Genomic DNA, 23,516 nt, shown 5'->3' on the forward strand with positions numbered 1-23,516 from the left:
GGATATCCCAAGTATTGCCTTGGGCCTATTCCTCGCACGGGGAGGGCTACACGATGCGGCTCTAGAACTTCCAAACGATTCCCGCTGAGGGAACCATTGCTTGTGTGAACTTATCGATTTTCAATGCGGGCACATCGAAGTCCGGAGCCTTGTACAAGAATGTCTTCGCTTGGCCGCGGATCGCGAGATGTCTCCCTAAAGGGACATCGATTCCGCCCCCGAAGACGATAGCCTGCTTCGTCTCGAAGCTCGTATCTGTGTTCTCGGGATGAAAGATGAGGGCACCGCCCCCGACCATGAAGAACGATTCGAACTTCTTCGTCAGTGGATTTGGCAGATTGAAGACGGCACCCCCGCTGACCGCCGCGACGTTCGTCTTCTGCGAAAGAACGAGGGTCGAGGTCGTGTACTTCTGACTATTGCGGAAATAGTCGAAATCGCCCTCAACCCCGAGCCACCGCGTCAGATAAAAACGATAGCCAACGTCGACGCTGCCCGCAGACGTCGGTTTATAACGCACGCCGTCTTCGGTTACGGCCCGGGCAAAGATTGCACCGCCCTGGAGGTTGATTTCTGATGTTGGGCGGCGGTACGCCGAAGGCGTGGCCTGGGCAGCCGCAAACCCGCTCAAAGAAAGCAGAATGGACAGAGTGAATACCGATCGGTTCATGGGATGACTTGGCTCCTTGTTATCGGGGGGACAATTAAATACGTACCAGTAGGAACTATATGAAAGAGAGGTGTACTGACGCTTGATCTTTGCCTTGGGGTCTGAAGTGAGTGGGAGGACGTTACTGAGTTGGCGGATTCGTGCCGAACATCGTGTCGAAGAGCTTACCAGCGACCTTCTTGAGAACGTCCGATGTCACCACATCCGGATCAAACTGCGTCTCAAGCTGCAGGGCCGTCAGCATCGCGAACGCCGTATGCACCGCCTCAGTCCTGCTGATAGCCCGCTTTCCCTTCGCGGCTGGTCCCAGAAGAGAGCTGTAGGCCGTCTCCTCGTTGGGAGGAAGGATGCTCTGATAAAGCTTATGGAGGCGTTCTCGGGACTTCGGATTTCTCACCGCATAGAGCCGAAAATCCAGCATGAGAAAGCTCCAGCGGTCATTCGTGGCGAATTCAATGAAGAACTTGCGGAAGGCGGCCATATTGCCCGCAATCGAATCGGACTTGGACAGAAAATCCGCCATGATGGCGCGACGTCGAAGGGAGTTCTCTTCGTACAACGCAAGAAACATGTCTTCTTTACTCTTGAACTGTGCGTAGATGGCACCCTTGGTGCGCCCCGCAAGCCTGGCGATCTCTCCCAGCTCCGCCTTTTCGTACCCGTCCCGGGCAAAGACCTCCTCCGCAGCGCTCAACAACAGCGAGCGAGTCTCCTGGGTTTTCAGCTCATGCTTGTTCGGCTTGGATGGCATCGTCGTCCCTTCTATCTTAGTGGATAGAAGGGGATGGGCTACCGTCTCCATGCTGAGCTGTGCGTCTCTCTGGTCTCTGAAGTGATTCATGTTTCTCCTGTTGCGCTTTGCTTGTTTTATGACTGCGCGAATCTGGTGGAGCCGATTTCGCGGGACCTCAGAACGGCAGAGGGCTGTTCGCCCTCGCCGTCAAGGTTGGTTGCTCGAACTGCTTGGTGGTATTGGCATACGACTTGGCGATTTTCTTGGCAACACCGTCGGTGACATTTTTGCTCTCTCCCTCGCCGCGAAGGGTGGCTTTGACCTCTTGCGTCGAGTTCAGTCCGCCTGATGAATCCCGGATCGTGACGTTGAACGCCATCTGGGTGGTGCCGACGAAGAATCCGATGGGTCCGGTCATGGCGCGTTGGACCTGATTGCCCTGCTTGAAGCTCACAATCGAGATCGCGACCGTGTACTGCGGGCAGACTGGCTGCGCCCCCGTCTCGCCATCGCGGAACACATGGTCAACTCCCTTTACGCGTTGCATCCGGTCGACGATGTGCTCATACACCATCGCTCGATACGCAGCTGGTACTTGCGCGTCGTTCCATACGGGAGCAGATACCAGGACGTTATGCGATCCAGAACCGGGTTGGCAGGCCAACGCCGATGCGGTCGGCACGATTCCCAGATCCGGATGTGGTTGCGCCGTCAGAATTGCATGGGTGTAGATATCAAGTACACGGGTTGCATCGTTGCCTGGGAGGAAGAACACAGCACCGTGATACGCACCCCTTTGGTCTCGAAACTCCACGGTGAGTTCGTTCACCTTGTGATGCATGACTCCCGCCGCCGCCAGTCCGCCGCCATTCGGTATGACCATGCGGACGAGCCGTCCGGTGGTCCCCCACATCTCTACGCGCTCGACGCCGTTGCTCAATGCCATGGTGTCTGCCCATGGAATCGTGTAACGGCTCGTATTGCTGGTGAAGATGAGACCGGCGTTGTTGATCTCCATCGTTCCTTTTGCCTTCGCTTTGGTCTCAGGGAGACCATAGGCATGCTGGACCTTGCTGGCGGTCCATGGATCGACGTGGATGGCCGATGTGGACGGAATCCCCTCACCCGAAATGGGGGCGACATAGCGGCTGGGTTGTTGAGCCAACGAAAGGCCAGACAGAAACAGGAGGCCCGTTAGCGTGGTCAGTGTTTTCTTCATAAATCACCTCAAATAGTACGTACTGGTAGGTATTGTTGCAATGAAAGGTCGGGATGGCTCGTGCTTTGTGCGCCATCGGTGGACAAACTTATATTCGAGATGCTTCTTGCTGCAGCGCGAGGTACTGGTGGATCGAAGCAATCACCACGCTGCCTTCGCCTACGGCACTGGCCACTCGTTTGATCGAGCCGTGGCGTACATCCCCTGCGCAAAACACGCCGGGAAGACTGGTTTCAAGCGGGAACGGCAGGCGGCTAAGATCGCTTCCAGATCGCGGCGTTACATCCCGGCCCGTCTGGATAAATCCGTCATCGTCCCGATTTAGGTTGGAAGGCAACCACTCGGTCGACGCGTCCGCGCCGATGAGAATGTACACCGCGTCCGCCTTCCGGCGCGGCGAGATCGTGCCACAGTGTGACGTGCAGATCGTTCTGAGCACACCGTGCCCCGCGACGGATTCCAGCTTCGAGTCCGTCTCGATCCGCACATTCGCCTTCGCTCGCAATTGCTCGATGAGATATTGCGACATCGTCGCTTCGAGCGTCGCGCCGCGCACCAACAGCGTCACCGAAGCGGCATAGTTGGCCAGGGCCACTGCCGCTTGACCTGCCGAGTTGCCGCCGCCGACAAGAAACACGCGCTTGCCGGCAAGGTTCACAGGTTCGATCCCAGCCACGCCATACGAGACACCGCGACCCACGAGTGCAGTAATTCCTTCGGCTTCGAGCGTCCGCCAGCGCACACCGGCCGTGATGAGCACGCTCGCTGCGATGAGACTGGTCCCGCCATCTAAGATGACACGATGGCCGCCAGAAGCGTCGGGTTGGAGACGAAGGACCCGACGGGTCAATACGAGCTCGGCCCCGAATTGCTGTGCCTGTCGAACTGCCCTTTCGGCGAGATCTTCTCCGGAGATGCCACTGGGGAAGCCGAGATAATTCTCGATCCGCGAGGAGGAGCCTGCTTGACCGCCCATCGCGTTCTGCTCCACAAGCAAGACCCTCAGACCTTCCGAAGCTCCATAGACCGCAGCTGCCAGGCCCGCAGGTCCGCCTCCCACGATCAGGAGATCGTAGCTGCGATGCTGCGGTGTCGTTGAGATTCCGAAAGCCTCCGCCACCACTCTTTCCGAGAGCGGCTTCGCAATCGCGACGCCATCGATCGTCAGCGATGGCAGTGCACAGGCGACGGAGGCCTCGCCGGTGTCAGGAGCATCGACCCACTCATAGGCGATACGGTTTGATTTGAGAAACTTCAGTATTTGCGTGAGGGACGGGTCGTTGCGCGAGCCCGACACATGCACTCGGGCGCTTGAGATTTCGATCGCGTGTCGAGGGCCATCTGCCAGACGCGTCTGTAAGACCTTGCGAATGAAGTCGCCGCATTGGGTTGAGCTTGCCATCAACTCCATCAGTTGTTGGCGGTCAAAGGCCGCAACGCGGCAGTGTGTCATGGCACACAAAGAAGAGGCGGCGGGAAGATCAAGGAGAGCGTTGACCTCACCGAAGAAGTCGCCGGTAGTCATGTCAGCAATGTGTAGCTCTTTGCCGTTGATCTGCTTTCGGACGGCGAGGCGCCCCTTTAGGATCACCAGGAACTCAAGTCGTTCTCCCTCACGGGCGAGCCAGGCACCGGGCGCCAAGCGAATGTCCGCGGCCTTCGACGCGAGTCGGGCGAGGTCTTCTCGATTCAGAGACGAAAAGAGTTCGAGTTTTGCCAGAAGTCCTGGAGTGATCATGGTGTGCACCAAAAAATGAAAATCTTGCGCTTTGTCGTACTCACGTATCGCTGTAAATAAATACCAACCAGTACGTACTTATATTCTAATCAGACGCGCGAGGTTTGAAAAGGGTGCTAACTTTTCTTTCGGTCGCGGGCTTCCTTTAGGGCCGGTCCGCTCAGACGTGGGATTTGTGAAGCATTTTCTGGACTTTCGCTCAACACGGGCTAGCCAGTCGGTGATGACGTGATCCTGGGCTGCTCATCCGCTAATTGAAGAAGTTCCATGAGGGAGGAAGTCTCCTCCCTGGCTCTGGCCGCGTCCTGAGCTACCCGCCTCAGCGGGACGTTCCTTCCCGCAACGCCCTCCCCAATAGATCTTGCGTGCGGACGGACGCACGCGCATATCGAAGACAGACCTCGCTAAGGGGCTCTGCCCCGATCGCGCGGCTTCAAGAGCGTCCGCCACTCTTCGCGCTTCGCTTAGAAACCTTTTCTCGATTTGTCTTGTCGTTTTTGAGTTGCTGAACCGTGGCAGACTTTAATGATGGAAAAGGCGTAAGCCAGTTCTTACTAGTCTTATGCCAAGCTCCTCGGCGGCTTCCTCAACGTCGGAACTCCTCACGGAACCACCTGGTTCGACGATTGTGGTGACACCGACCTCGCTTGCGTAGTCAACGTTATCGCGGAAGGGCAAGAATCCGTCAGAAGCCATCGTGATGGCTGTGAGTTCGCGCAGCCAGCGCTGGCGCCAGGAAGGATCGCCGAAGGATTCCACGGCATCATTCCCAAATGTTGCTGCAAACTCTCTCAGTTGGAGTGGCGTAATGAATCCTTCGGCGAACCGGATCTCCCAGTTCAGCCGATCCTGTCGCGACATCCCGTTCACCTGCCTCAACTCGTCAACCAATGGATGACGCCGCAGCCACCAAACACGAGCTTTCTGTGCTGCCAAACGAACACAGTCCACCCGATTCTGTTGGCCGGCTCCAATGCCGATGCACGTGCCATCTTTCGCAAGGGAAACGGAATTCGACTGCGTATAACGAAGGGTCACCAAGGCAAGAAGGGCATCCGACGTAGTTGATGCCGAGAGAAGCTGGTCGGCAAAGAGCGCCTGATCGATGGGCGTGGAGTCGCGCTGCTGGTCGAGGCGCATGCCGAGGACCTCGCGGCTTTCCCACTCCGGGGCAACATAGGCTGCATCGGCTTCGAACACTAGAAACCGCCCATTCTTTTTTGCTGCCAGCTTGGCTAGGACCCCTGGATCAAATCCCGGCGCAACAATAGCGTCCGCGACAACCCGGCTGACAAAATCAGCGAGTTCATAATCGACTACGTCGGATACCGCGATGACGTCACCAAACGACGATTTCGGGTCGGCGTCGCGGGCACGTACATAAGCCGAAAGGAGCGTATTCTCGCAGCCTTCCGACACTCCCCATGTTTTTCGCGCGGAGGCATCGAGACGACCCGCAATCGCCACCCCAGCCGGCGATACGTGCTTAAATGACGCCGCAACCGGAACAGCCACTGCCTCACGCGCCTCACGCACCAACTGCCATCCGTTAAGAGCATCCAGATAGTTGATAAAGGAAGGTTCGCCATTAACAACGGCTAGTGGTCGGGGGCCTTCCCCAACACGGGCAACCTGATGAGGATTCATGCCATACCGCATGCGCACTCCTGAACCGATAAAAATCGATCTGGAGCACCCAGGCGTTCGACGCGTTCCATTTTGCTTCCTGGTGGTTGTTCCCACCTTCGCCAGTCGCTTTGTTTATTTTAGCTGACATCGGTTGACTGAGTTTTGAATATAGCTTCGTACCGATATCCCTCTCGCACCGCCATCCGCTAAGTCGCCAAGCGGCCTGTGCAGAAACAGACCGAAGTTCGTGTGTAGGCCGGGGAGGAAGTCTCCTCCCTCACTCTGGACGCTTCGCGTCCGACGCTACCCACCTTGTATGTTGCGAATCAGGGCGTAACGATGAAGTTGCGCTTCGGCGGAAAGGCCGTACCCACCTGAGGCCCGGAGCGATCCTGAGCCTGACGCAGAGAACGGCCACCGTCCCTCTCTTCTTACGCCGTGGAGAATCGGAGGCATAAAGCCTGCATGTTCAAGGTCGGCGACAAGAGCGAGTCCATGACTGCGGACAGGGACGGGAGCCGAGGCGGAATCTTAACGCCGGAGGCTGTTCATGAGCAAGCGATCCATACTCGTCCAGGAAACAATGTACTGTGGCATTGATGTCAGTGCCAAGAGTCTCATCGTGGTGATTCAGCGCGGTCATCAGCGAGTCGAGCAGAAGAACTTCCCTAATAATTCTAATGGGCACAAGGCTCTCATCGTCTGGCTGCGGAAAGCCAAATCGCAGGTTCGAGTGTCGTTGGAAGCAACGGGGATTTACTCTTTGGATCTCGCGTTTGCACTTGATGCGGCGGAAGGGATCGAAGTCGCAGTCTTGAATCCCAAGGTCGCCAATCGATTCGACGGTCGAAAACTGATGCGGCAGACGCCGAGGTGTTAGCTGAATATGCTCGTCGGATGCCGTTCACCCCTTGGGTCGCCCCTAGTCTGGGGTCAATGCGGCTGCGCTCAATCGTCCGCCACGTCGAGAGTCTGTCTGTGCAATGCGCTCAGAATCAGAACCGTCTTCACGCGGCACAAGGCTCCACTTCCACACCCGGCTGCATTGTTCAAGATTTGAAGCGCTCCGTGGCATCCCTGGAGCTTCGTATCCACAGACTTCGGCATGAAGCAATGGCACTCGTCCGACAGGACGATTTGCTCCGCAAGCGATTTGAGCTGTTGGTAAGCATTCCGGGCATTGCACAGGTGAGCGCGATGCAATTGCTCGCGGAACTGGCCACCCTGCCGCCAGACCTTACGGTGCGAGAATGGGTCGCACATAGCGGCCTTGATCCTGCGCATGAAATATCAGGAAGCTCAGTCAGGAAGGCGTCTCGCATCAGCCGTGCGGGGAATCGTCACCTGAGAAGAGCGCTTTATATGCCGGCGCTGGTCGCATCCCGTTGCGATCCCCACGCAAAAGCCTTTTTCGAAAGCCTGCTGGCGCGAAAGAAAGCTCGTCTACAGGCGCTCATTGCTGTTGCGAGGAAGTTGCTGCACTCCATATATGGCATATTTCGGAGCGGCCTGAAGTACGAGGGAACAAAGCTATTTCCAAGGATCACCTTGTCCTGACACGATCTTCTTCAGAAGCGCGCGTCTTCCGGCACTGATCCACATCTGACCGATTCGCGGCTATAAACCGGAGTGGATGAGTGCATTGGCCTGAATGCAACAGTTGACAGTTCAGGCTATCGATGTTCATCGACGCTCGCCGAATTTTCGTTACACGTCGGCACAGGTGCCACTACTCCAGATCATCAGTTCAGGTCGGCTGAGGTGATTCTCGGCAGTTCCAGCAATTGAAGACAGCGCGGCGAATCCATTCGGCGGACCCGGTCCTGCACTTGTCAGACGTGAGCTATACCACCGCTGGGATGCCGAGCTTTTCCGCAAGCAGGCTGGTTTTCCGGCTCACTTCCCGATCGCGTTTGGCGCGAGCCTGGTCCGAATGTAGCGCATTGCCGTGACAACTCAGCGCGCTTACGGTCGCGCCATGATCGGCCAAGATCTTCTGAAACTCGGCGAGAGCCGAGCTGTCTTCGAGCATCGAGAGCTTGCAGTGCGCGTCTCCGGGATAGTTGCCCGTACCGAGTTCGACCGTGTCGATGCCGATTGTTTTCAATTTATCGAGAACAGCTGAAAGCGAAAGCTGCGATAGCAACGGGGTAAAAACTCCGACATGCATAGCTGGTTATCTCTCCTTGAAGCAAAACGGCGGTCATGTATGTCTTCACGCCCGATGAATTTTAAAGACTATTTTCGAGCGCAACTCGCCAGGCGCAGCAGACTTTCAGCAGCAAGGCTGCTGCCACCAAGCAAACGAACTCGGGTTACTTCGCCTGTTCTGGAATCTTCTCGTACTCGGTCCAAACAAATCTCTTCGAATCCGCCGACCAGCCGCTGGTATTGCCCGCGCCCTGCCCACCGTGGAAGGTCCTCACCGTCGTCAATTCGGCGCCTTTTTCACCAACTCCGTTCTTGAGGCGCAGCAGCTTGATCTTCATGCCGTCTCCAATGTACGAATGGTCCGGATGATCCATCGGGTAGGAGATGGTGTAGAGCCACTTGCCATCCCGAGAGATATGCGGAAACCAGTCCTGCGTGTCCGTGCCATTGGTGATCTTCTCGGCCAGTTTGTCGTCCGGCCCTGCGCCATCGGCCGGCATGCGCCAGGCATCCCACTTGCCTGAGCGCTTCGAGCAGAAGTAGACCCACTTGCCATCGGCTGAGTACTCGGGACCATCATCCTCTGCTTTGTTTGTGGTCATCCGCAACTCGTCGCTTCCGTCCGAGTCGATCCGGTAGACGTCGGCATTGTTGTCGACGATCCCCGTGTAAACGAGGTATTTACCATCGGGAGACCACCCATGCAACCAGCCCAGGTGAACTTCATGCGCTGTGCTCCCGTCCATATTCATGACCATGACCGGGTTGTGAATATCCGCTGCACTCCTCATATTCTTCGGCAGCGGCAGCGTGATACCCGTGACGGCGATCTGCTTGCCGTCCCATGAGAGGGCGTGATCGTTGGTGAGGATCGCCTTGGTGGGGTCCCCATAGATCTTCTCGGGTTTCCCCATATTGGCGCCGCTCACGGGAATGCGATATATGCTCCCGCCCATGTCGCAAACAAAGTACTTTCCATCGGCGGTCCAGTTCGGAGCATGCCACTCTCCCTCAACGGTGAAGACGGTCGTCGTGGTCTTCTTCTGTACGTCAAAGATCACAAAATTGGTGCGGTATTTAGCGCCGGACTGAAATGGATTCTGTGCTGAGAGCCCCGCGGAAGCAAAAAGCAGCCCCAGAAACGGGCCAGAAAGCAATATAAAACTCAAGCGTAGAGACCTCACGATGCTTCCTCCGGGAAACGAGCGAATCATAGGTTCCTTATCAATCTCAACCGGCGGTTTTTGTCATTTCGGAAATCGCGCCGAGCCACCCTAACTCAGAAGTGGTTTGAGATAGCGGTAATCGATTTCAGCAGCTTCCATCGCAGAAACTTCCTTGAACGGCCCTTCCTGCTCCACAAAGATGTGCTTCACCCCAGCCTTGAGCCCCGCTTCGACAATCGGCTTGTAATCAATGCTTCCACGGCCGAGTTCGGATGACGGCGGCCTGTCAGCGGAAAAGAGCGCGGTGACCGGCTTGGTAATGTTCTTGAAGTCCTTGGCATGCAGCATGGCAATGCGATTGCCATATCGCCTCAGATATTCAACCGGATCCTTACCGCCGACCTTCATCCATCCACAGTCCAATTCGAATTTCACAACCGATGCGTCGGTCTCCTCGAGCAGGATGTCGTAGCCTGTTTTACCGTCGCCCACATCCCGGAATTCAATATTGTGATTGTGATAGGCGTACTGCATCCCTGCTGCCTTTGTCTTCTGCCCAATTTCATTGGCGTGCGCGGCTACACTTCTGAAATCGTCTGCGGACATGCTGTTCAAGTTCTTGAAGAAGTCCGCAGCCCCCTCATTTTTGGGAGCAAGCATAGAGCTAACAGCGTATTCCGCTCCCAGTGTTTTGGCGTCATCCAGCAGTTTGTCGGTGTCATCCATCCCAAACCCGAGATGAGCGCTGGGTGCCCGTAGTCCGGCATCCCGTAGCAAGTCGCGGAATTGTGCGGCGGAGAGTTTTCCAAATCCCGCTGTCTCTACCTCGGAGTAGCCGATCTCTGCGAGCTTCTTGAGAGTACCGGCGGGGTCTTTGGTGAGGTCGGCATTCACCATGTAGAGCTGAATGCCGACCGGCAACCCGTGGGTTCTCCGCGTCTGCTGCGAGAAAGCGGCGGCTGCAAGCGCTCCTCCGGCCAAGGGAATAAAGCGGCGGCGAGAAATCTTCATATTGCTCCGCATGTGGTGATCTCCTTTATCAATCAGTTGGGTTTTGAGTAACGATTCATTTGCTCCGAAGTTCTGGAGATTCCGCACTGCGAGTTCCTTACGGCAGTTTCAAATGAGATGAGATCGACGACGACAGCTGTTATTTGGAAGGATCGGGAGCGGTGAACGGAGAGCAGCAGGGCTCCGAGGTGTGATGGAAGTTCATAAATTCCACGCGAATCCAATCTGGATCGAAGAGATTTAACTGCCCTTTGCCGTCCAGGCCCACCTGGGTGCCGTCCGACGCTGGCATGCCGGCGAGGCGGCCTGCTTTAGCCAGACGGCCGCTCTCCTTGAGCTTGGTTAGCGTGTCGTCAACAGAGTTTTCACCGATCGAGAAATGATCAAGCACGCCGAGATACATCTTGCTCATGTTCGCCGGAATGCCCGTCCCTGGGTCGGAAATCAGCATATATTCCAGCCAGTCAGTGCTGTCGGGAGACTGCTCGCTTACCCAGTCAACCTTGCCTTTATTTCTCCCGCCCCACCAGTAAGGACGGAAGTCGAGCAACGTGCGGTAGAACTTGTCTTCCGCATCTCGGGAGTGGACAAGAAAGCCGATGTGGATGATGTGATGGCCCATAACGTCCGGCGCCACTAACGGCTTGCTGTGAGGAGGAAGCTGCACGAACTGAACCTTGTTGCCCTCCGGATCCAGGACTTCGAACCAGTGGGAGCCGTCGGATCCTTTTTCCACCTTCTCTGGAGTCTTCCAGTTGTTGGCGGCTAGATAGCGACGAAGCTGCTCGGCATTTTCGGTGTTCCACGCGCTGTGGTCGAGGCGGTTGACGCCAGCTCCGGCCGGCAATGGCAGCACTTCGATAAACTGCGTGTCGCTCAGGGCATAACGCACGCCCAGCGGATTCTCAGGATCGGACAACTTCACTGCGCCTATGACCTCGCGGTAGAAGTGGTCGGTAGCTTCGGGATTCGAAGTGAATACGGTCAAATGCGAGAGCCCTGTAATCTTGGGCCGCTCTACCGCAAGGTACGCGCTCGCTGCGGCGTTCAGGGGCTTCAGCTCCACATGCGAGAAGACTGCCTTCTCCAACTGGCCGTCATGGTGCGAGGCAACTCCCAGGCCCACATAAAACGGCTCCCCAAAGTGCAGCTTGATCGAAGCGCCTGTCGGATGCAGCGGCTCGCCCTTCATACTCACGAATAGCGTGATCGTATCGCCACGCTTCTCCAGCCGCACGATCTTGGGAGCAGCAACGTGGTTACGGGGATCAGCCAAGCTGGCAGCGCGCGACGGTGTCGGATTGGTGTTGGGAGAGTCCGGGTCGAAAGCGATTTCCTGCGTCAAAGCGCCCTTGCCGGGTCGATACTGCAGCGCCGTGTAACCCGAGCCATGCACCGCCACATACGCTGTCGCCGAGTCAACATCCAGTGTCTGCCGGAACATTACGACCGCCTTGCGATGCGGATCCGACTTGCCCGGCGTTGGCGCGGCAAACTCGATATCCGACGTGAGGGAGGCGTCGCCCGATACCTTCTTCCAGATCATATGGAAAGCGTCGGTCTTGTTCCAAAGATTCATCCCAGCAGATTCGATTGTGTACACGCCGCTTTTCGCATCAAACGACGCCGTGCCGGCGGGATTCGCTTTGCCAACGTCCGCTTGGTTCTTAAAGATCCCGCCCGGACCCGCCTGCACTACGAGGAATTGCTCCGAGGCCACATCTCCTAAGCCAGATGGTCCTGCGGGTGCCGGGCCAGACTGCGAAGATGCTGAACTTGTGACAGCGGTAAAGTCGCCTGTGATGCCGAACTCCTTTACTTCGACAGTACCCGCAATCTTGCCCGAGTCACCCAGGGTTGCGGTGTAGATGAGGGTCAGCGGAGACCCGTTGTACTCGGATTGATATTGCCAGGTGACCTTATTTCCGTCGACGGTGCCCGTGACCGGGAGCTCCTTGTCTTGAGGTTTGCAGCTTCCAGTGATCTTGTTTCCGGCGGCGACCAGGTTGCATGGTTGGTCGCTTTCGTTTCCGGCGATGCTTTGATGGATGGTCCACTGGCCCGTCACCGCGCTCACCTGCCCTGAACCGGATTGTCCAGCAGCCGCCTGCCCAGGCTGCGAAGTTGCTGAGCTTGTGACAGCAGTAAAGTCGCCTGTGATGCCGAACTCCTTTACTTCGACAGTACCCGCAATCTTGCTCGAGTCACCCAGGGTTGCGGTGTAGACGAGGGTCAGCGGAGACCCGTTGTACTCGGATTGATATTGCCAGGTGACCTTATTTCCGTCGACGGTGCCCGTGACCGGGAGCTCCTTGTCTTGAGGTTTGCAGCTTCCAGTGATCTTGTTTCCGGCGGCGACCAGGTTGCATGGCTGGTCGCTTTCGTTTCCGGCGATGCTTTGATGGATGGTCCACTGCCCTGTGAGGTTCGGCGCTGCGTATGCAGACGAAGCTAACAGGAAAGCAGATATTGCGAGAAGTCTCTTCATCATGAGTCACCTTTTGAATTTCCGGTATGGAATGGATCAATTGCGATGCAAACTTCGCCGGGATGTCCGTTGAAGTTCGCATCGGAACGGGTTAGAACAGGAGCTTCAGCGCGAACTGAAACTGTCGCGGGTTGATGTTGGGGACGGTCGAGCTAATTGTGCCAAAGCCACCAGCGCTCGTGGGCGTGTCTCCCGGCAGCAATCCAACCGAAGTGCAACCCGAGGTCGTAGCGCTGCAGAAGCTTGGATTGTCTCCCGCTTGAATCGGGTACAGAAAACCATGTTGCTTTCCTTCCGTCCACCCGCTGATAGTCGAATTTGGAGGCAGGAAGTTTGGCGTGTTGGAAATGTTATAGGCCTCGGCCCGAAACTGTAGCGTCATCTTCTCGGGCAGCTCGAAGTTCTTGAAGATCGACAGATCCGCGCGCCGAGTATGCGGTCCGAAAAACTGATAACTCGCCTCATTGCCGGGAGTCCCGGCAGGCTGTGGCGTAAAAGCATTCAGGTTCAGCCAGTTCGAAAGGCTTGCATTAGAGGCCTTGTAGGCCTGGCCGGCGACCATGCTGGGCCGGTCGGTGGTGATGGTGGGCAGATTGATCTGCGCGGAACCGTTCGCATTGGTCCAGGCATTAAGCGCCTCGAATGGCTGTCCCGTCTGCCAAAAGAAGATCACGTTACTGGTCCAGCCCTTGGCGAGCAACGCTAGGGCACCCGTCGTTGTTTTGCCGAATGGGAGCACATAGGTCCAGGTGGTGGCAAAACGATGGCGGATGTCGATGCTTGCATTGCCGTAGTCGTAGTGTGGGTTCGTTGGAAGGAGGCCGATGCCACTTCCCCCGCTGTTGCCATCCGGAGATCCATTGCCCAGATCGTGCGCCCAGGTGTAGTTGACATTGAACTCGAGACCGCTGGTGAGCCGGCGGGCGAAGACCGCCTGCAGGCCGTAGTAGTTGTTGGTCGCACCGCCGCTTTGATACGCAATCGTGCTCACGTTCGGCAGCGAAGTCGCCGTCAAAAGCGGAGGAGGCGCCTGCGGTCCCGTGGTGGCGTTGTTGGCATACGGCCCGTTCGGGTAGGGAAGGTTGATGGTAGAGGAGAAAAGGGCGTGCCGGCCCAGTTCGCCAACGCCCCCCAGGGTGAAGACATTCGCGCCGAATTCCTGCTGCACCATCAGGTTGAACTGCTGCACCGACGATGTATTGTAGTTGCGAGACACAGCGGTGAGCGATCCGGAGAGATTCGTCGTAGACGATGCCGTGGGCACCGGCAGATTCGGCCACCAGCCAAAGCAAGGGACGCAGTTGCTTGAGTATGCGTAGGGAGGATTTTGATTGCCGGTTAGAGCGGTACTTATGGGGTAATAGCTGATTCCATAACCGCCGCGCACCACTGTCCCAGGACGCACAGAAGCTGAAAATCCAACTCGCGGCGCGAAGTTCGCGTGATTGGTGGCAACGCCGACATGCGGGTCCGTTGATCCTTGTATCAAGGTAAGCGTTGAGTAGTCGAAGTTATCTTGCCGGTTGTGCGCCTCGGTGAAGGGCGTGAAGATGTCGTAGCGGAGACCGAGGTTCAGGGTCAGCTTGCTGTTGATACGCCAGTCATCCTGCGCATAGTAACCTTCTTCCCATGCTCTGTATCCGGGATTGATAAGCAGATTTCCACGCTGATAGCCGAGCGGCAAGCCGGTCAACATGTCTTCCGCCGAATTTCCCGTCAGGCCCGCAAACAAGATAAAGCCCAGGGGAAAGGTGGCTTGGGCATAATTAAGCTGTCTGCGGGTAATCTGCGCACCAACTTTGAAGTTGTGCGCCCCATGCGTATAGATCAACGCCCCGTCGTAGATGAACGTATTGTTGGTGTTGATGATGGGCGTGAAGAACGAGTCGCCCAGATTCGCGTACCCGCCCGTGAGAAAGAAGGTTGGCGCAAGTCCCGTAGTATTCGGCGCCGCCGGCGTGTTGGCGTTCTCAAGGCCAATCGCTGATGAAACATTCTCGCCGTAGTTGAGGTTCTTCGAGAAGATATCGATCCGCGTAAGGCCTGCCTTGAGCTCCATTACTAGGTTGGGCGTGAACATGTGATCGTAGACGAACGCAACACCGTGAGCCTTGGTCGTCGAATCGCCTGAGAAACCGCCTAGATTGCCGCCAGGATAGACCGGGGCGCTGATGCCGGGTACGGTAACTGCCGGGAAATAGCCCGGAGCGTTGACGTTCACATTGTTGTAGGAGTAGCGACCGAAGAGCGTGTCGCCGTTCGAAAAGTGCTGGTCGATGCGTCCGTCAAGAGAGAGAGTCATGCTCGGCTGCTTAACAACGCTCGAGTAATTGTTGAAAGTCGCAGTCGAGGAGATATTCGGGCATGGGAACATCGAGAAGTAAGCCTTGCCAACTGGGTTGGCAAAGGCGGAGGGCACTACGGTGCCCCCGTTATCGCTGAAGTCGTAGTTGCCGGTGGTATTGCCAGGGCAGCCTGGGTTCTCCCGGACACTCGGGACAGTGAGCAAACCCGAGGAGAGCCCCTGAATCACGCGGTTGTCCTGAACATCGGCGAAAAAGAACGTCTTGTTTTTCACGATGGGGCCGCCGATGCTGCCACCAAACTGATTCTGGCGGTATTCGGGCTTGGGAGTCGTTCCGACCTTCGCAAACCAATCGCGTGCGTTCAAAATGTCGTTACGGAAATATTCGAAAGCCGATCCGTGGAAAGCGTTTGTGCCCGACTTAGTGATAACGTTGACCACTGCACCGGCGGCAAAGCCCACTTCAGCGCTCGAGTTGTTGGTCTGCACCTGCACTTCGGCGATGGCGTCAATCGAGGGAGAGACACCTATGAGCCCCTGCGCGCGCACGTTGTTGTCCATGCCGTCGATCAAATGGTTGTTGTACAGATCCGACTGACCATTGGCCGAAACCGTCGAGGTTGCGGCGCGGTCATTGGGGCGCTGCCCCGAGGAGATGGCGCTTGGCGAGCCCGCATTCACGCCCGGTTGCATCTGCACAAGATTGATAAAATTGCGGCCATTGAGAGGCAGGTTCTGCACCGATTGCTCGGTTACGGTACTCTGCACGGTCGAGCTGTCGGTCTGCAGAAGCGGTGCCGCAGCGGTAACCTCCACTGTCTCTGCCACGTTGCCGAGCTCCATCTTCTCGTTTTCGCGTAGACGGTCGCCGGCGGCGAGAGCGAAGCCAGGGATAACTAACTTCTTGAAACCCTTGGCCTCGATGGTCACCGTGTATTGGCCCGGATTGAGCAGATTGAACGTGTAATCCCCGGTATCGTTGGTCGTTGCGATAGCAGCAACCTTAGTTCCAGTGTTGGTGAGCGTCACTTTGGCGCCAGGGATCACAGCGCCGGTTGTATCGGTGACAGTACCAATAACGTCCCCGTTGGTGAGTTGAGCCTCGCCAGACCTGGCAGAGAAGCCAGCGCAGAGAGCCACCAGCCCGAAAGCGAAAACCCGCAGGAGCAGCCTACTTCGATTGAACATTCCTTGTTGCATCGTTGCTCTCCTAGTGATTCGTTGTTTCCTTTGAAACTCGGGAATTTGAGCAGAATAGAGAACGCTCCGAACGTTTGCTGGTTTTGTTGTCCCCTGCTACATTCCCGTGCGAACCATTCGCATCTCTGCGTGTGTTTGAGCTAACGTTCCGCCGAAGGTTCGCTTGCTTTGCCGTCGGCGTTGTAGGCGGTAACGCGATACTTGGGACCCATCAGGCCTTGGGGGCTGAGGTCAGGCCAGCCCATGTCGGAGTCGATGGCGCACTTGTCGCAGACGAGCTCCCACTTGCCTGCGGATGCGGCGCGTTCGACGCTGTAGTTGACCGCGCCGGCAGACCCGCGCCAGCGGATGATGCCCAGGCTCTTGGTGGTGATGACAGGCGCGGGCGGGATGGCGTGTGGGGGCACAGGCAGGCCCGCCATTTTGAAGGCGTGGGTGCGGAGCATCTCGGCGCGGGCGCGCATCTCATCGCGGGAGTTGACCAGGGTGTCGATGCCGCCGTAGTAGAGCGACCACCACTGGCCGGTGTCGCTGGCGACGGCTTTAGCATGCCGAATGTCGTTTGTGGGCATGACCATGGGCTGCCAGCCGTACTCGGGGGCGTGCGCGTAGAGAGCCCAGAATCCGTCGCCGGAGATATTGGGATCGGACTCCATCGCGGTCAGGGCAGGCCGGAAGTCGTCCTGGGTGGGCCAGTCGCTCACGTCCCAGCCGTATTCGCAGGCGGAGTAGGCTTTGCCATGCGATGTGATGAGTGCGGCGTCCTTGGAAAAGCTATCTGCAGTGTTCTTGATTCCGAACGCCATGCCGAAGAGCGGGTTGAAATGTGGATAGTACTCCGCGGTGACGAGGTCGGGAGTCTTGTCGTTGAGGACATCGGGATTCTTGAGGAACAGGCCGCTGTTGTCGGAGTAGACATGCTTCTTGTCGATGGACTTGACGAAAGCGCCGATGGTTTCGACCCACTTGATGAGAGCGGGGCCCTGTTTGGACCCGGACATCATGGCGACGATGCCGCACATGTTGCAGTTTTCCCAGGCCATGATCGTGGGATCGTCTTTGAGCGCGATGCCGGTGAGGGTGCTCTTGTGGTTGAGTAGCGCGGCGATGTGCTTCTCGAACATCGCGATCAGTTTGGGGTCACTGAAGAAGTCGTTTATGTTCTTGCTGCCGCCCCATTCGGTGTACTGGCCGATGCCGCCGTTGTCGCAGTAGGTGCAGTCACCTATAAGAGTGACTACGTAGCGCAGCCCGCGATCGTGCGCCGCCTTGACTGCGTAATCGATTGGCTTGAATGCCTCGGGATTGAACTCGCCCGGCTTGGGCTCGATGCAGAGATCGCAGCCCACGCTGTCGCCGAGGGTTTGCGCGCGGATGACGCGGGCGCCCATCATTTTGGCGGTGTCGAGGGCGTCGTCAACCTCAAAGTGAGTAGGATAGCGGGGGCCCATGTTCTCAGAGGGGCCGTAGGCCTCAATACCGAGCCACTCAATGTTGGGGCCACTGTAACGGAAGGGTTCGCCGCCGAGGGTCAGGCGGGTTCCGTCGTGCTGGACAAATTCATCGTTGGGCCCGGTTTGCGCCGAACTCCGAGCACACAATGACATCACAGCCAAAGCCAAAAGGGTCACAGAAGTGAACGTGCCCCTAAGTAAGTGAGTTTTCCCCGACATCATCGTCCTCCAACCACATCTGTCATCCACGCCCTGAACTGCAAGAATCTTGCATACGCTTCTAGCTATTCGCTTTCAGGGACGAAAAGGACGGGGTTGATCAGCGATCCGGATAATAATGATAGTAACTTTCATTTGTCAATGACTATCTTTTAAATGTAAATTCCATTTGACAGTCAACACCTCGATGCAAGAGCATGTAGGTTAAGATACTGCGGCGCAAGGAGATGTCTGGCATGGGTTTACGAGAGGCAAAGGCGAAGAAAACTCGAAAAAGGATTCTTAGCGAGGCATTGCAACTATTCGGACGCAATGGCTACGAGCAGACCACCATGGAAGCGATCGCGGAAGCCGCCGAAGTCAGTCCTTCCACCCTATACCGCTACTTTCTTACTAAGGATCTGATCCTTCTTGACCCGTTGGTCGGTTACGACCTCATCGCATCCTTTTCCCTCCATGCGGTGAACCTCCCGGTGGAGGAGGCACTCGCCAAAGCAATCTTGGAATGGGCCAAATGGCAAGATAGGAATGCGGAGGAAATACTGCGGGTTCGCTCGCTCATCGATCAAAACATAATGCCACGTGCAAGAGTGTGGGATCTTATTTCCCAATCGGAGCGGGATTTGAACGCACGTTTGGCGGAGAAACTCCATCTGCCTGAGGATGATCTACAGGTTGTGCTCTCGGTGCGCCTGCTCTTTCTCACTATCACCTACACGGTAGCGGACCTATGGAAAGCAAGTGCTGGCAGATCCTCAGCCGTTGCAATTGCAGAGCAGGTGCTGAGAATGTTCGCGGAGCACAAAGTCCTCATACCACGAAAAGCACCTCGCCAATGAGTGCTCCTTCATAATCATTTGCGAAGTCACTGCCAGGTGACGTTATTTCCATTGCAATTGACCTGGCGATCCTTGTCAGGGATTGAATCAATCCCGTTTTGGTCTCCGCCGGGGTGTCCAGATACGAATCGGCTTTGCCGGTGAGCCAGGAATCAGGCGTTCATGTACGCGCCTTCGTTGCGCATCCTGGCTCAGCGTCGATGGGGATCCGGCTCTGTTCGGAAGCTGTAGAGAGGTGGGCTAGGATCGCCGCAAAAGAGAAATCTGGGGCTCGACTCGACTCCCGAGAACAAGGTGATGTGTGTACCATGACCAAGCGCATCACTGCGATCCGTGAATACGCTCAGGACAACAATCCATTGCGGGTGTTGGTAGTGGGTTCGCAATACGACACCGAATGTCGCAATATCCGGACTTTCTTATCTCTAAACCGGATTCTCTATGAATGGGTGGACAACGCACGCGATCCAGATCGGGTGCCGCTGTGTTTGATTTCTGACCCTTCGGGTCCGTTCGCTCTGGTAGACGGCTCCGTGATAGAGCCGGCATCAAGAAGTCGACACGAACGTCGATGTCATCTCCGTCGTCACGAGCGGGAACCATGCGCCGGAGTTGGAAGTCCTTAGTGTCCTCTGTCTGCTCGTATTGATGACCCATTAGCGCCTTAATCAGGTCCGCGTATTCACCGTTCTGAAGCGCTTCCGCGTCGAGGTTTAGATCAACGTCGAGGGTGCCGACATGCTCCATCTCTGAATCCTCTAATAGGAGCCAGGGAACCGAGCCTCCGACGACGGCAAACTTGCCCCGAAAGCTGCCGAGGATCTGGCCGATTTCCACGAGAACCATTTTGACTGCGGCGGTGGTTCGGTCCTGATAATCATCTGCGGATTGCGGCTCTTGAGGGACTAGATCTGCCATGCGAGTTTAGCCTTTCGAAGATGGTCGGCGGCCTCAAGCCCTCGGTCGCCGGCCTGAGATAAATCGAGATACGTTTGGAGCGGGCTTGTGCATCGTATCGCCCCGTCGACTTCGAACGAATCGGTGAAAACTCCCTCATCTTTCGGAATCCAGACAATGACGTTCTCCCCCATCACGGGTTTGCTCAACCCAAGGGATTCTTGTAGAGCCGAGATCGACTCGCGATCAGCGTAGAAGAAGTGAGTCGATGACCTCCCGTATGGTGCTATCCACTGTGCGGAAGAAAAGGACGCCAGTGCAACGTGGTCGAAAGAGTGAGTCATGAAGTAATCCCGAACGGATCTATCCCAGGCTTTTCCGTGGAGGACGGTGTAGAACTTCAGCTCTTCGACGGCTCCAATCCGATAGCTCTCTCGCCATGCATCCAGGAGCAAGTCTGGCGACTTGAGCTGAATTCCGGCGCTCCCATCCTCGATCCATTCCCGGTCTTGAAGCGCATTGCGAACGTTGCTGACATGACCAATACTGACTCCCGATTGCTCGGACAGTTCAGAGAGCTTCCAAATTTGCTTTGGATCCCGAAGGAGAACACGCAAAACTTGCGCGGAACGCGGTTTGAAGAGAGAACGAAATTCGCGCTTTTCGCTGTCAGGCTTACTGGCGGTTGATCTTTCGATGTAGACCGGCCCAAAGGCGATGTGGGCGTTGCCCTCAAAATCTAGATAGCCGACGCCTTCAGCTCGGCAGAGATCCTGGGTCGCACTCGTCAAGAAAGGAGCAATCAGGATCGGAATTGCCTCCTTTTTGAAACGGGCAATGTAGGCCTTTAGTTGGTGGATTGCGTCTCTCGCAAATCGAGGTTGGCCGCTGCGTTTGACCTCACACACCAGGAGGTAATCCTGTTTGCCGGAGTGAACGCGGACGAGTATATCAATCCCTCTATCGTTATCGCCAAGAGCTTCAACGTCTACCGATTTCACGGTTAGACTTGGGACTCTATCCAGGAGCTCTTTCAGGAATGAGGCCGCCTGCTGTTCGTCCTCTTTCACCGAAATGCCAGCTTTCAACATTTGTTGAAAGTATCATATTAATTGAAATAACGCTATCCCCGATGTGGCTAGGGAAACGCTTCAACTATCCCGCGATCAGACAGAGGAACTGTGGAGTGATTGTGAGCTGGCCCGCCACGACCCAGCTCACGGCCCTAAAAATTTGGTGTCAATTTGGTGTCAAAGACCGCTAATTGGGCCGGTTTTGCCGGTTATACCGGCTAATAACTGCTTTACCGTCAATAACTTACGATTTTGACATTTCCATGGCATGGAAGAGGTCATCGGTTCGATCCAGATCAGGTCCACCAATAACTCCATAAAATTCAGCAAGTTGTAAATTACGAGCAAAGCCTCCTTCATTTTGAGAGCTGAAATTTGCTACCAATTTGCTACCAAATGCTCTTTCCAAACAACTCTTCAACGAACTAGAACGCTGTGACCTCTTCCAAAGTGTGGAAAGGGTCATCGGATTTGCGCCGCGATAAGCTGAACACGAAAAATCGTTTTTTTGAGGGGTTAGCTTGAGTGGATAGGTTGCTCAATCACCGAGGGGAAGCAGAAAGGCCGACTGAAAGCTCTCAGGCTTCATTCGGAGTTCATTGTCGGTCTAGGTCGCCGCCACTCGCATACGCTAGAAACAGGTCCAGAAGAGTCTCTCGCATCACTAATTAGAAACGCGCCGAAGGAAGTGGTCGGATTGGTGAAAACCAGCTCTCTAAGGAGAAGCCGATATATCAGTATTAATCGATTTCCTCGATGAGTGCATTGGCGATTTAGCGCTCATTGAGAAGGCCGTAAAGGGTCGATTGACCGCAACCACTTGTCCGACAAGCCGGTTTTTCGTCCATTTGCCCAAAACACAGATCGATCTGAATAGATCGATGAGCGCATTGCCCTGAAGTCCTCAATTGAGACTCTGACTACTGCGATCAATGACTAAATGAATTTACCGTAGCTATTTCGGTCCGTGGCTCAGATGTGCGGCTCATGCCGCGCTCGGTTGCGTCACTATGCCATTCCTCGCTTCAATCGCCTTAATGCTGTTTACGAATGCCTTCTCCAGAACGCTCCTGCCAATGGTTTCGAGGACGAAACCGAGCAGGTGTCCTTTAAGGTTTTTACCCTCGCGTGTGACCACAACGTCAATGTCGGTGGTACCGTCGGAATGACGAATAAATGTGTAGTTATGGCCAGAGGCGCCGCCCCATATGTTGGAGTCTGTGGTGGTAAGGACGACATTGTTCGGTTCGGACCAGTCGTATTGCAGCCGCTCCCACACGCCTCCGGAGCCTTCGGTGACGTCAGCTTGGGCATGGCCAAGCTGATGCACCTTGAGATATTCGTCGGCGCTGTTTCCGAACAGCGCTGATCGGCCGGGCCCAAAATCGGTAAGACCAGCGATGTACTGCTCGGGCGTAAGAGATGTGGCCTGGTGAAGGTGGATGGTAGCCATATTTCCTCCCTGTGCCCATCTAGGACGGGCGTCATACATTTTGATATGATGCCCATCATGAATGGGAGATTCAGAAAAGATGCGTTACCCAGCCAAAGAAACCGCCGCCAAGCATGAACTCATTGTGAAAGAGGCCTCGCGCCTTTTCCGCGAACGGGGATTCGAAAACGTCAGTGTTGGCGAGGTAATGAAGGCCGCAGGCCTTACACACGGCGCGTTCTACGCGCACTTCACCTCCAAGCAAGAGCTTCAGGAGGCTGCAGTTGCGTACGGCCAGGAAGTCTCGAGAGACCGCGCTCAAAGCGACGGCGCAACAAAAAAGGGTAGACGTGCATACGCTGAACGTTACCTGGCTGTCCGACACCGTGATAATCCCGGTTATGGCTGCACTATGGCTGCACTGGGGCCTGAAGTAGCTCGCTCCACACCTGAACTCAAGGCAACGTTCGAGAGGGGACTCGAGGAGATTCTCGCCGCAAGCGGCGGAGATCGTGAAGAAGCCATCTTTCAGACAGCCGCGTTATTAGGCGGAGTCGTGCTGGCACGCGCGGTAAAAGATCCGCGACTTTCGGATGAGATTCTAGAGAGCATTCGGCAGAAGCTCTGGCACTGATCAATATGGCGATAAACGACAGCTCGGTCGCTACATTCTTCAACAAGTACCACTACAACTTTTGGCGCCCCGAAACCGCGATCCGTGCAGGCGACACGGACGGCAATCCGAGAACCGACCCCGATCCGGACTTCGTCCCATTCATCGTGACCCCATGTTTCCCCAGCTATCCCTCAAACCACGGCAGCGCAAGCAGTGGGGGGGCCGAGGTCCTGAGACGTCTTTACGGCGAAGGTGGACATTCGATCACGTTGTCAAACCCCGCAGTGTCCACCATCGTCTTGCAATACACCTCGTTTAGGCAGATTTCCGACGACGTCTCCGACGCTCGCGTTTACGGCGGAATACATTTTCGATTCGACCAGGACGTGGGAGCACGCTTGGGGCGGGCTGTCGGCAAAGCAGTCTACAAGAATAACTTGCGTGCTGTGCACGATGATGGCTGGGATGATCACTGGGATGATAATTAATTGATCAGCTTGAGAACGACACTCCATTCGTGTCATGCGGCCGGGGATTGTGCGGTCAGGTTTTGCCCAAAGCGAGACCGCAAAAGTCTCTCCAGAAGTTGTGCCCTTCTGTGCCTGGACGACGCATCCGAACGATTTGGGAAACAGCTCCGGCGGACGTTTCAACGCAGAAAACGCAGTGGCATGAA

19 protein-coding genes, 1 pseudogene and 1 riboswitch are annotated in these 23,516 nt (G+C 56.0%); of the genes and pseudogenes, 5 read left to right on the forward strand and 15 right to left on the reverse strand.

What is annotated here, in order from left to right; genetic code table 11:
* Positions 1-61: 61 nt before the first annotated feature.
* From HDF09_RS19355 to HDF09_RS19375, 5 genes are all read right to left on the reverse strand, one after another.
* Entirely contained in the window at positions 62-670 is a 609-nt protein-coding gene (locus HDF09_RS19355) for an outer membrane beta-barrel protein (RefSeq protein WP_183769107.1), read from the reverse strand.
* Positions 671-791: 121 nt separating this feature from the next.
* Complete coding sequence (locus tag HDF09_RS19360) at positions 792-1,511, reverse strand: TetR/AcrR family transcriptional regulator (RefSeq protein ID WP_183769108.1); 720 nt, start codon at positions 1,509-1,511, stop codon at positions 792-794.
* Positions 1,512-1,578: 67 nt separating this feature from the next.
* Positions 1,579-2,622 carry a hypothetical protein gene (locus HDF09_RS19365; protein ID WP_183769109.1) on the reverse strand — a complete coding sequence of 348 codons (1,044 nt, stop codon included), beginning with the start codon at positions 2,620-2,622 and terminating at the stop codon, positions 1,579-1,581.
* 88 nt (positions 2,623-2,710) lie between these two features.
* Positions 2,711-4,360, reverse strand: a complete 1,650-nt coding sequence (locus HDF09_RS19370) for an FAD-dependent oxidoreductase (RefSeq protein WP_183769110.1) — start codon at positions 4,358-4,360, stop codon at positions 2,711-2,713.
* Positions 4,361-4,882: 522 nt separating this feature from the next.
* Positions 4,883-6,019: a hypothetical protein gene (locus HDF09_RS19375; RefSeq protein ID WP_221270216.1), complete on the reverse strand. Its 1,137-nt coding sequence runs from the start codon at positions 6,017-6,019 to the stop codon at positions 4,883-4,885.
* Positions 6,020-6,047: 28 nt separating this feature from the next.
* Positions 6,048-6,126: riboswitch (ZMP/ZTP riboswitch) on the reverse strand.
* A gap of 446 nt (positions 6,127-6,572) precedes the next feature.
* On the opposite strand from HDF09_RS19375, the pseudogene HDF09_RS19380 reads away from it, so the two are divergent.
* Positions 6,573-6,943 (forward strand): annotated as a pseudogene (locus tag HDF09_RS19380) (IS110 family transposase); the annotation flags it as partial.
* Between the two features lie 159 nt (positions 6,944-7,102).
* The gene (locus tag HDF09_RS19390) at positions 7,103-7,546 is read left to right on the forward strand and encodes a transposase (RefSeq protein ID WP_183769113.1); all 444 of its coding nucleotides are present in this window, start codon (positions 7,103-7,105) and stop codon (positions 7,544-7,546) included.
* Positions 7,547-7,832: 286 nt separating this feature from the next.
* Here HDF09_RS19390 and HDF09_RS19395 read toward each other — a convergent pair whose 3' ends face one another.
* The 6 genes from HDF09_RS19395 to HDF09_RS19420 all read right to left on the reverse strand — a co-directional run bounded on the left by HDF09_RS19395 (position 7,833) and on the right by HDF09_RS19420 (position 17,917).
* Complete coding sequence (locus HDF09_RS19395) at positions 7,833-8,159, reverse strand: sugar phosphate isomerase/epimerase family protein (RefSeq protein ID WP_183769114.1); 327 nt, start codon at positions 8,157-8,159, stop codon at positions 7,833-7,835.
* 145 nt (positions 8,160-8,304) lie between these two features.
* Positions 8,305-9,201 (reverse strand): TolB family protein, encoded by an 897-nt coding sequence (locus HDF09_RS19400; RefSeq protein ID WP_221270217.1) that lies wholly within the window; start codon positions 9,199-9,201, stop codon positions 8,305-8,307.
* Between the two features lie 213 nt (positions 9,202-9,414).
* A complete protein-coding gene (locus HDF09_RS19405; protein ID WP_260181813.1) occupies positions 9,415-10,329 on the reverse strand; it encodes a sugar phosphate isomerase/epimerase family protein in 915 nt (304 codons plus the stop codon).
* Positions 10,330-10,456: 127 nt separating this feature from the next.
* Positions 10,457-12,808 (reverse strand): VOC family protein, encoded by a 2,352-nt coding sequence (locus tag HDF09_RS20535; RefSeq protein ID WP_221270218.1) that lies wholly within the window; start codon positions 12,806-12,808, stop codon positions 10,457-10,459.
* Between the two features lie 88 nt (positions 12,809-12,896).
* Positions 12,897-16,310, reverse strand: coding sequence for a TonB-dependent receptor (locus tag HDF09_RS19415; protein ID WP_183769116.1), 3,414 nt, complete (start codon positions 16,308-16,310; stop codon positions 12,897-12,899).
* Between the two features lie 140 nt (positions 16,311-16,450).
* Positions 16,451-17,917, reverse strand: a complete 1,467-nt coding sequence (locus tag HDF09_RS19420) for a glycoside hydrolase 5 family protein (RefSeq protein ID WP_183769117.1) — start codon at positions 17,915-17,917, stop codon at positions 16,451-16,453.
* Positions 17,918-18,219: 302 nt separating this feature from the next.
* On the opposite strand from HDF09_RS19420, the gene HDF09_RS19425 reads away from it, so the two are divergent.
* A complete protein-coding gene (locus HDF09_RS19425) occupies positions 18,220-18,822 on the forward strand; it encodes a TetR/AcrR family transcriptional regulator (protein ID WP_183769118.1) in 603 nt (200 codons plus the stop codon).
* A 321-nt stretch (positions 18,823-19,143) separates the two neighbouring features.
* Here the strand turns inward: HDF09_RS19425 and HDF09_RS19430 are convergent, their stop codons facing one another.
* The 4 genes from HDF09_RS19430 to HDF09_RS19445 form a co-directional block, all read right to left on the reverse strand.
* On the reverse strand, positions 19,144-19,740 hold the full coding sequence (locus tag HDF09_RS19430; RefSeq protein ID WP_183769119.1) for a hypothetical protein: 597 nt from the start codon (positions 19,738-19,740) through the stop codon (positions 19,144-19,146).
* Positions 19,728-20,810 (reverse strand): hypothetical protein, encoded by a 1,083-nt coding sequence (locus tag HDF09_RS19435; RefSeq protein ID WP_221270220.1) that lies wholly within the window; start codon positions 20,808-20,810, stop codon positions 19,728-19,730. Before HDF09_RS19435 ends, HDF09_RS19430 begins: the two co-directional genes overlap by 13 nt.
* Positions 20,811-21,036: 226 nt before the next feature.
* The gene (locus tag HDF09_RS19440; protein WP_183769120.1) at positions 21,037-21,201 is read right to left on the reverse strand and encodes a hypothetical protein; all 165 of its coding nucleotides are present in this window, start codon (positions 21,199-21,201) and stop codon (positions 21,037-21,039) included.
* A gap of 576 nt (positions 21,202-21,777) precedes the next feature.
* Positions 21,778-22,245 (reverse strand): hypothetical protein, encoded by a 468-nt coding sequence (locus HDF09_RS19445; protein ID WP_183769121.1) that lies wholly within the window; start codon positions 22,243-22,245, stop codon positions 21,778-21,780.
* A 79-nt stretch (positions 22,246-22,324) separates the two neighbouring features.
* On the opposite strand from HDF09_RS19445, the gene HDF09_RS19450 reads away from it, so the two are divergent.
* A complete protein-coding gene (locus tag HDF09_RS19450; protein ID WP_183769122.1) occupies positions 22,325-22,858 on the forward strand; it encodes a TetR/AcrR family transcriptional regulator in 534 nt (177 codons plus the stop codon).
* Positions 22,859-22,863: 5 nt separating this feature from the next.
* Positions 22,864-23,328, forward strand: coding sequence for a vanadium-dependent haloperoxidase (locus HDF09_RS19455; protein ID WP_183769123.1), 465 nt, complete (start codon positions 22,864-22,866; stop codon positions 23,326-23,328).
* Positions 23,329-23,516: the final 188 nt, after the last annotated feature.

Origin of the sequence: Edaphobacter lichenicola (assembly GCF_014201315.1) — a bacterium.
Classification (GTDB): domain Bacteria; phylum Acidobacteriota; class Terriglobia; order Terriglobales; family Acidobacteriaceae; genus Edaphobacter; species Edaphobacter lichenicola_B.

What these genes read in the sequence shown, in the direction of transcription:
- HDF09_RS19395 (WP_183769114.1), bottom strand. Translation starts at nt 8,159, where the DNA reads ATGCATGTCGGAGTTTTTACCCCGTTGCTATCGCAGCTTTCGCTTTCA.
- HDF09_RS19425 (WP_183769118.1), top strand. Translation starts at nt 18,220, where the DNA reads ATGGGTTTACGAGAGGCAAAGGCGAAGAAAACTCGAAAAAGGATTCTT.
- HDF09_RS19365 (WP_183769109.1), bottom strand. Translation starts at nt 2,622, where the DNA reads ATGAAGAAAACACTGACCACGCTAACGGGCCTCCTGTTTCTGTCTGGC.
- HDF09_RS19390 (WP_183769113.1), top strand. Translation starts at nt 7,103, where the DNA reads ATGGCACTCGTCCGACAGGACGATTTGCTCCGCAAGCGATTTGAGCTG.
- HDF09_RS19430 (WP_183769119.1), bottom strand. Translation starts at nt 19,740, where the DNA reads ATGGCAGATCTAGTCCCTCAAGAGCCGCAATCCGCAGATGATTATCAG.
- HDF09_RS19455 (WP_183769123.1), top strand. Translation starts at nt 22,864, where the DNA reads ATGGCGATAAACGACAGCTCGGTCGCTACATTCTTCAACAAGTACCAC.
- HDF09_RS19450 (WP_183769122.1), top strand. Translation starts at nt 22,325, where the DNA reads ATGCGTTACCCAGCCAAAGAAACCGCCGCCAAGCATGAACTCATTGTG.
- HDF09_RS19435 (WP_221270220.1), bottom strand. Translation starts at nt 20,810, where the DNA reads ATGTTGAAAGCTGGCATTTCGGTGAAAGAGGACGAACAGCAGGCGGCC.
- HDF09_RS19445 (WP_183769121.1), bottom strand. Translation starts at nt 22,245, where the DNA reads ATGGCTACCATCCACCTTCACCAGGCCACATCTCTTACGCCCGAGCAG.
- HDF09_RS19420 (WP_183769117.1), bottom strand. Translation starts at nt 17,917, where the DNA reads ATGTCATTGTGTGCTCGGAGTTCGGCGCAAACCGGGCCCAACGATGAA.
- HDF09_RS19370 (WP_183769110.1), bottom strand. Translation starts at nt 4,360, where the DNA reads ATGATCACTCCAGGACTTCTGGCAAAACTCGAACTCTTTTCGTCTCTG.
- HDF09_RS19355 (WP_183769107.1), bottom strand. Translation starts at nt 670, where the DNA reads ATGAACCGATCGGTATTCACTCTGTCCATTCTGCTTTCTTTGAGCGGG.
- HDF09_RS19405 (WP_260181813.1), bottom strand. Translation starts at nt 10,329, where the DNA reads ATGCGGAGCAATATGAAGATTTCTCGCCGCCGCTTTATTCCCTTGGCC.
- HDF09_RS19415 (WP_183769116.1), bottom strand. Translation starts at nt 16,310, where the DNA reads ATGCAACAAGGAATGTTCAATCGAAGTAGGCTGCTCCTGCGGGTTTTC.
- HDF09_RS19375 (WP_221270216.1), bottom strand. Translation starts at nt 6,019, where the DNA reads ATGCGGTATGGCATGAATCCTCATCAGGTTGCCCGTGTTGGGGAAGGC.
- HDF09_RS19360 (WP_183769108.1), bottom strand. Translation starts at nt 1,511, where the DNA reads ATGAATCACTTCAGAGACCAGAGAGACGCACAGCTCAGCATGGAGACG.
- HDF09_RS20535 (WP_221270218.1), bottom strand. Translation starts at nt 12,808, where the DNA reads ATGATGAAGAGACTTCTCGCAATATCTGCTTTCCTGTTAGCTTCGTCT.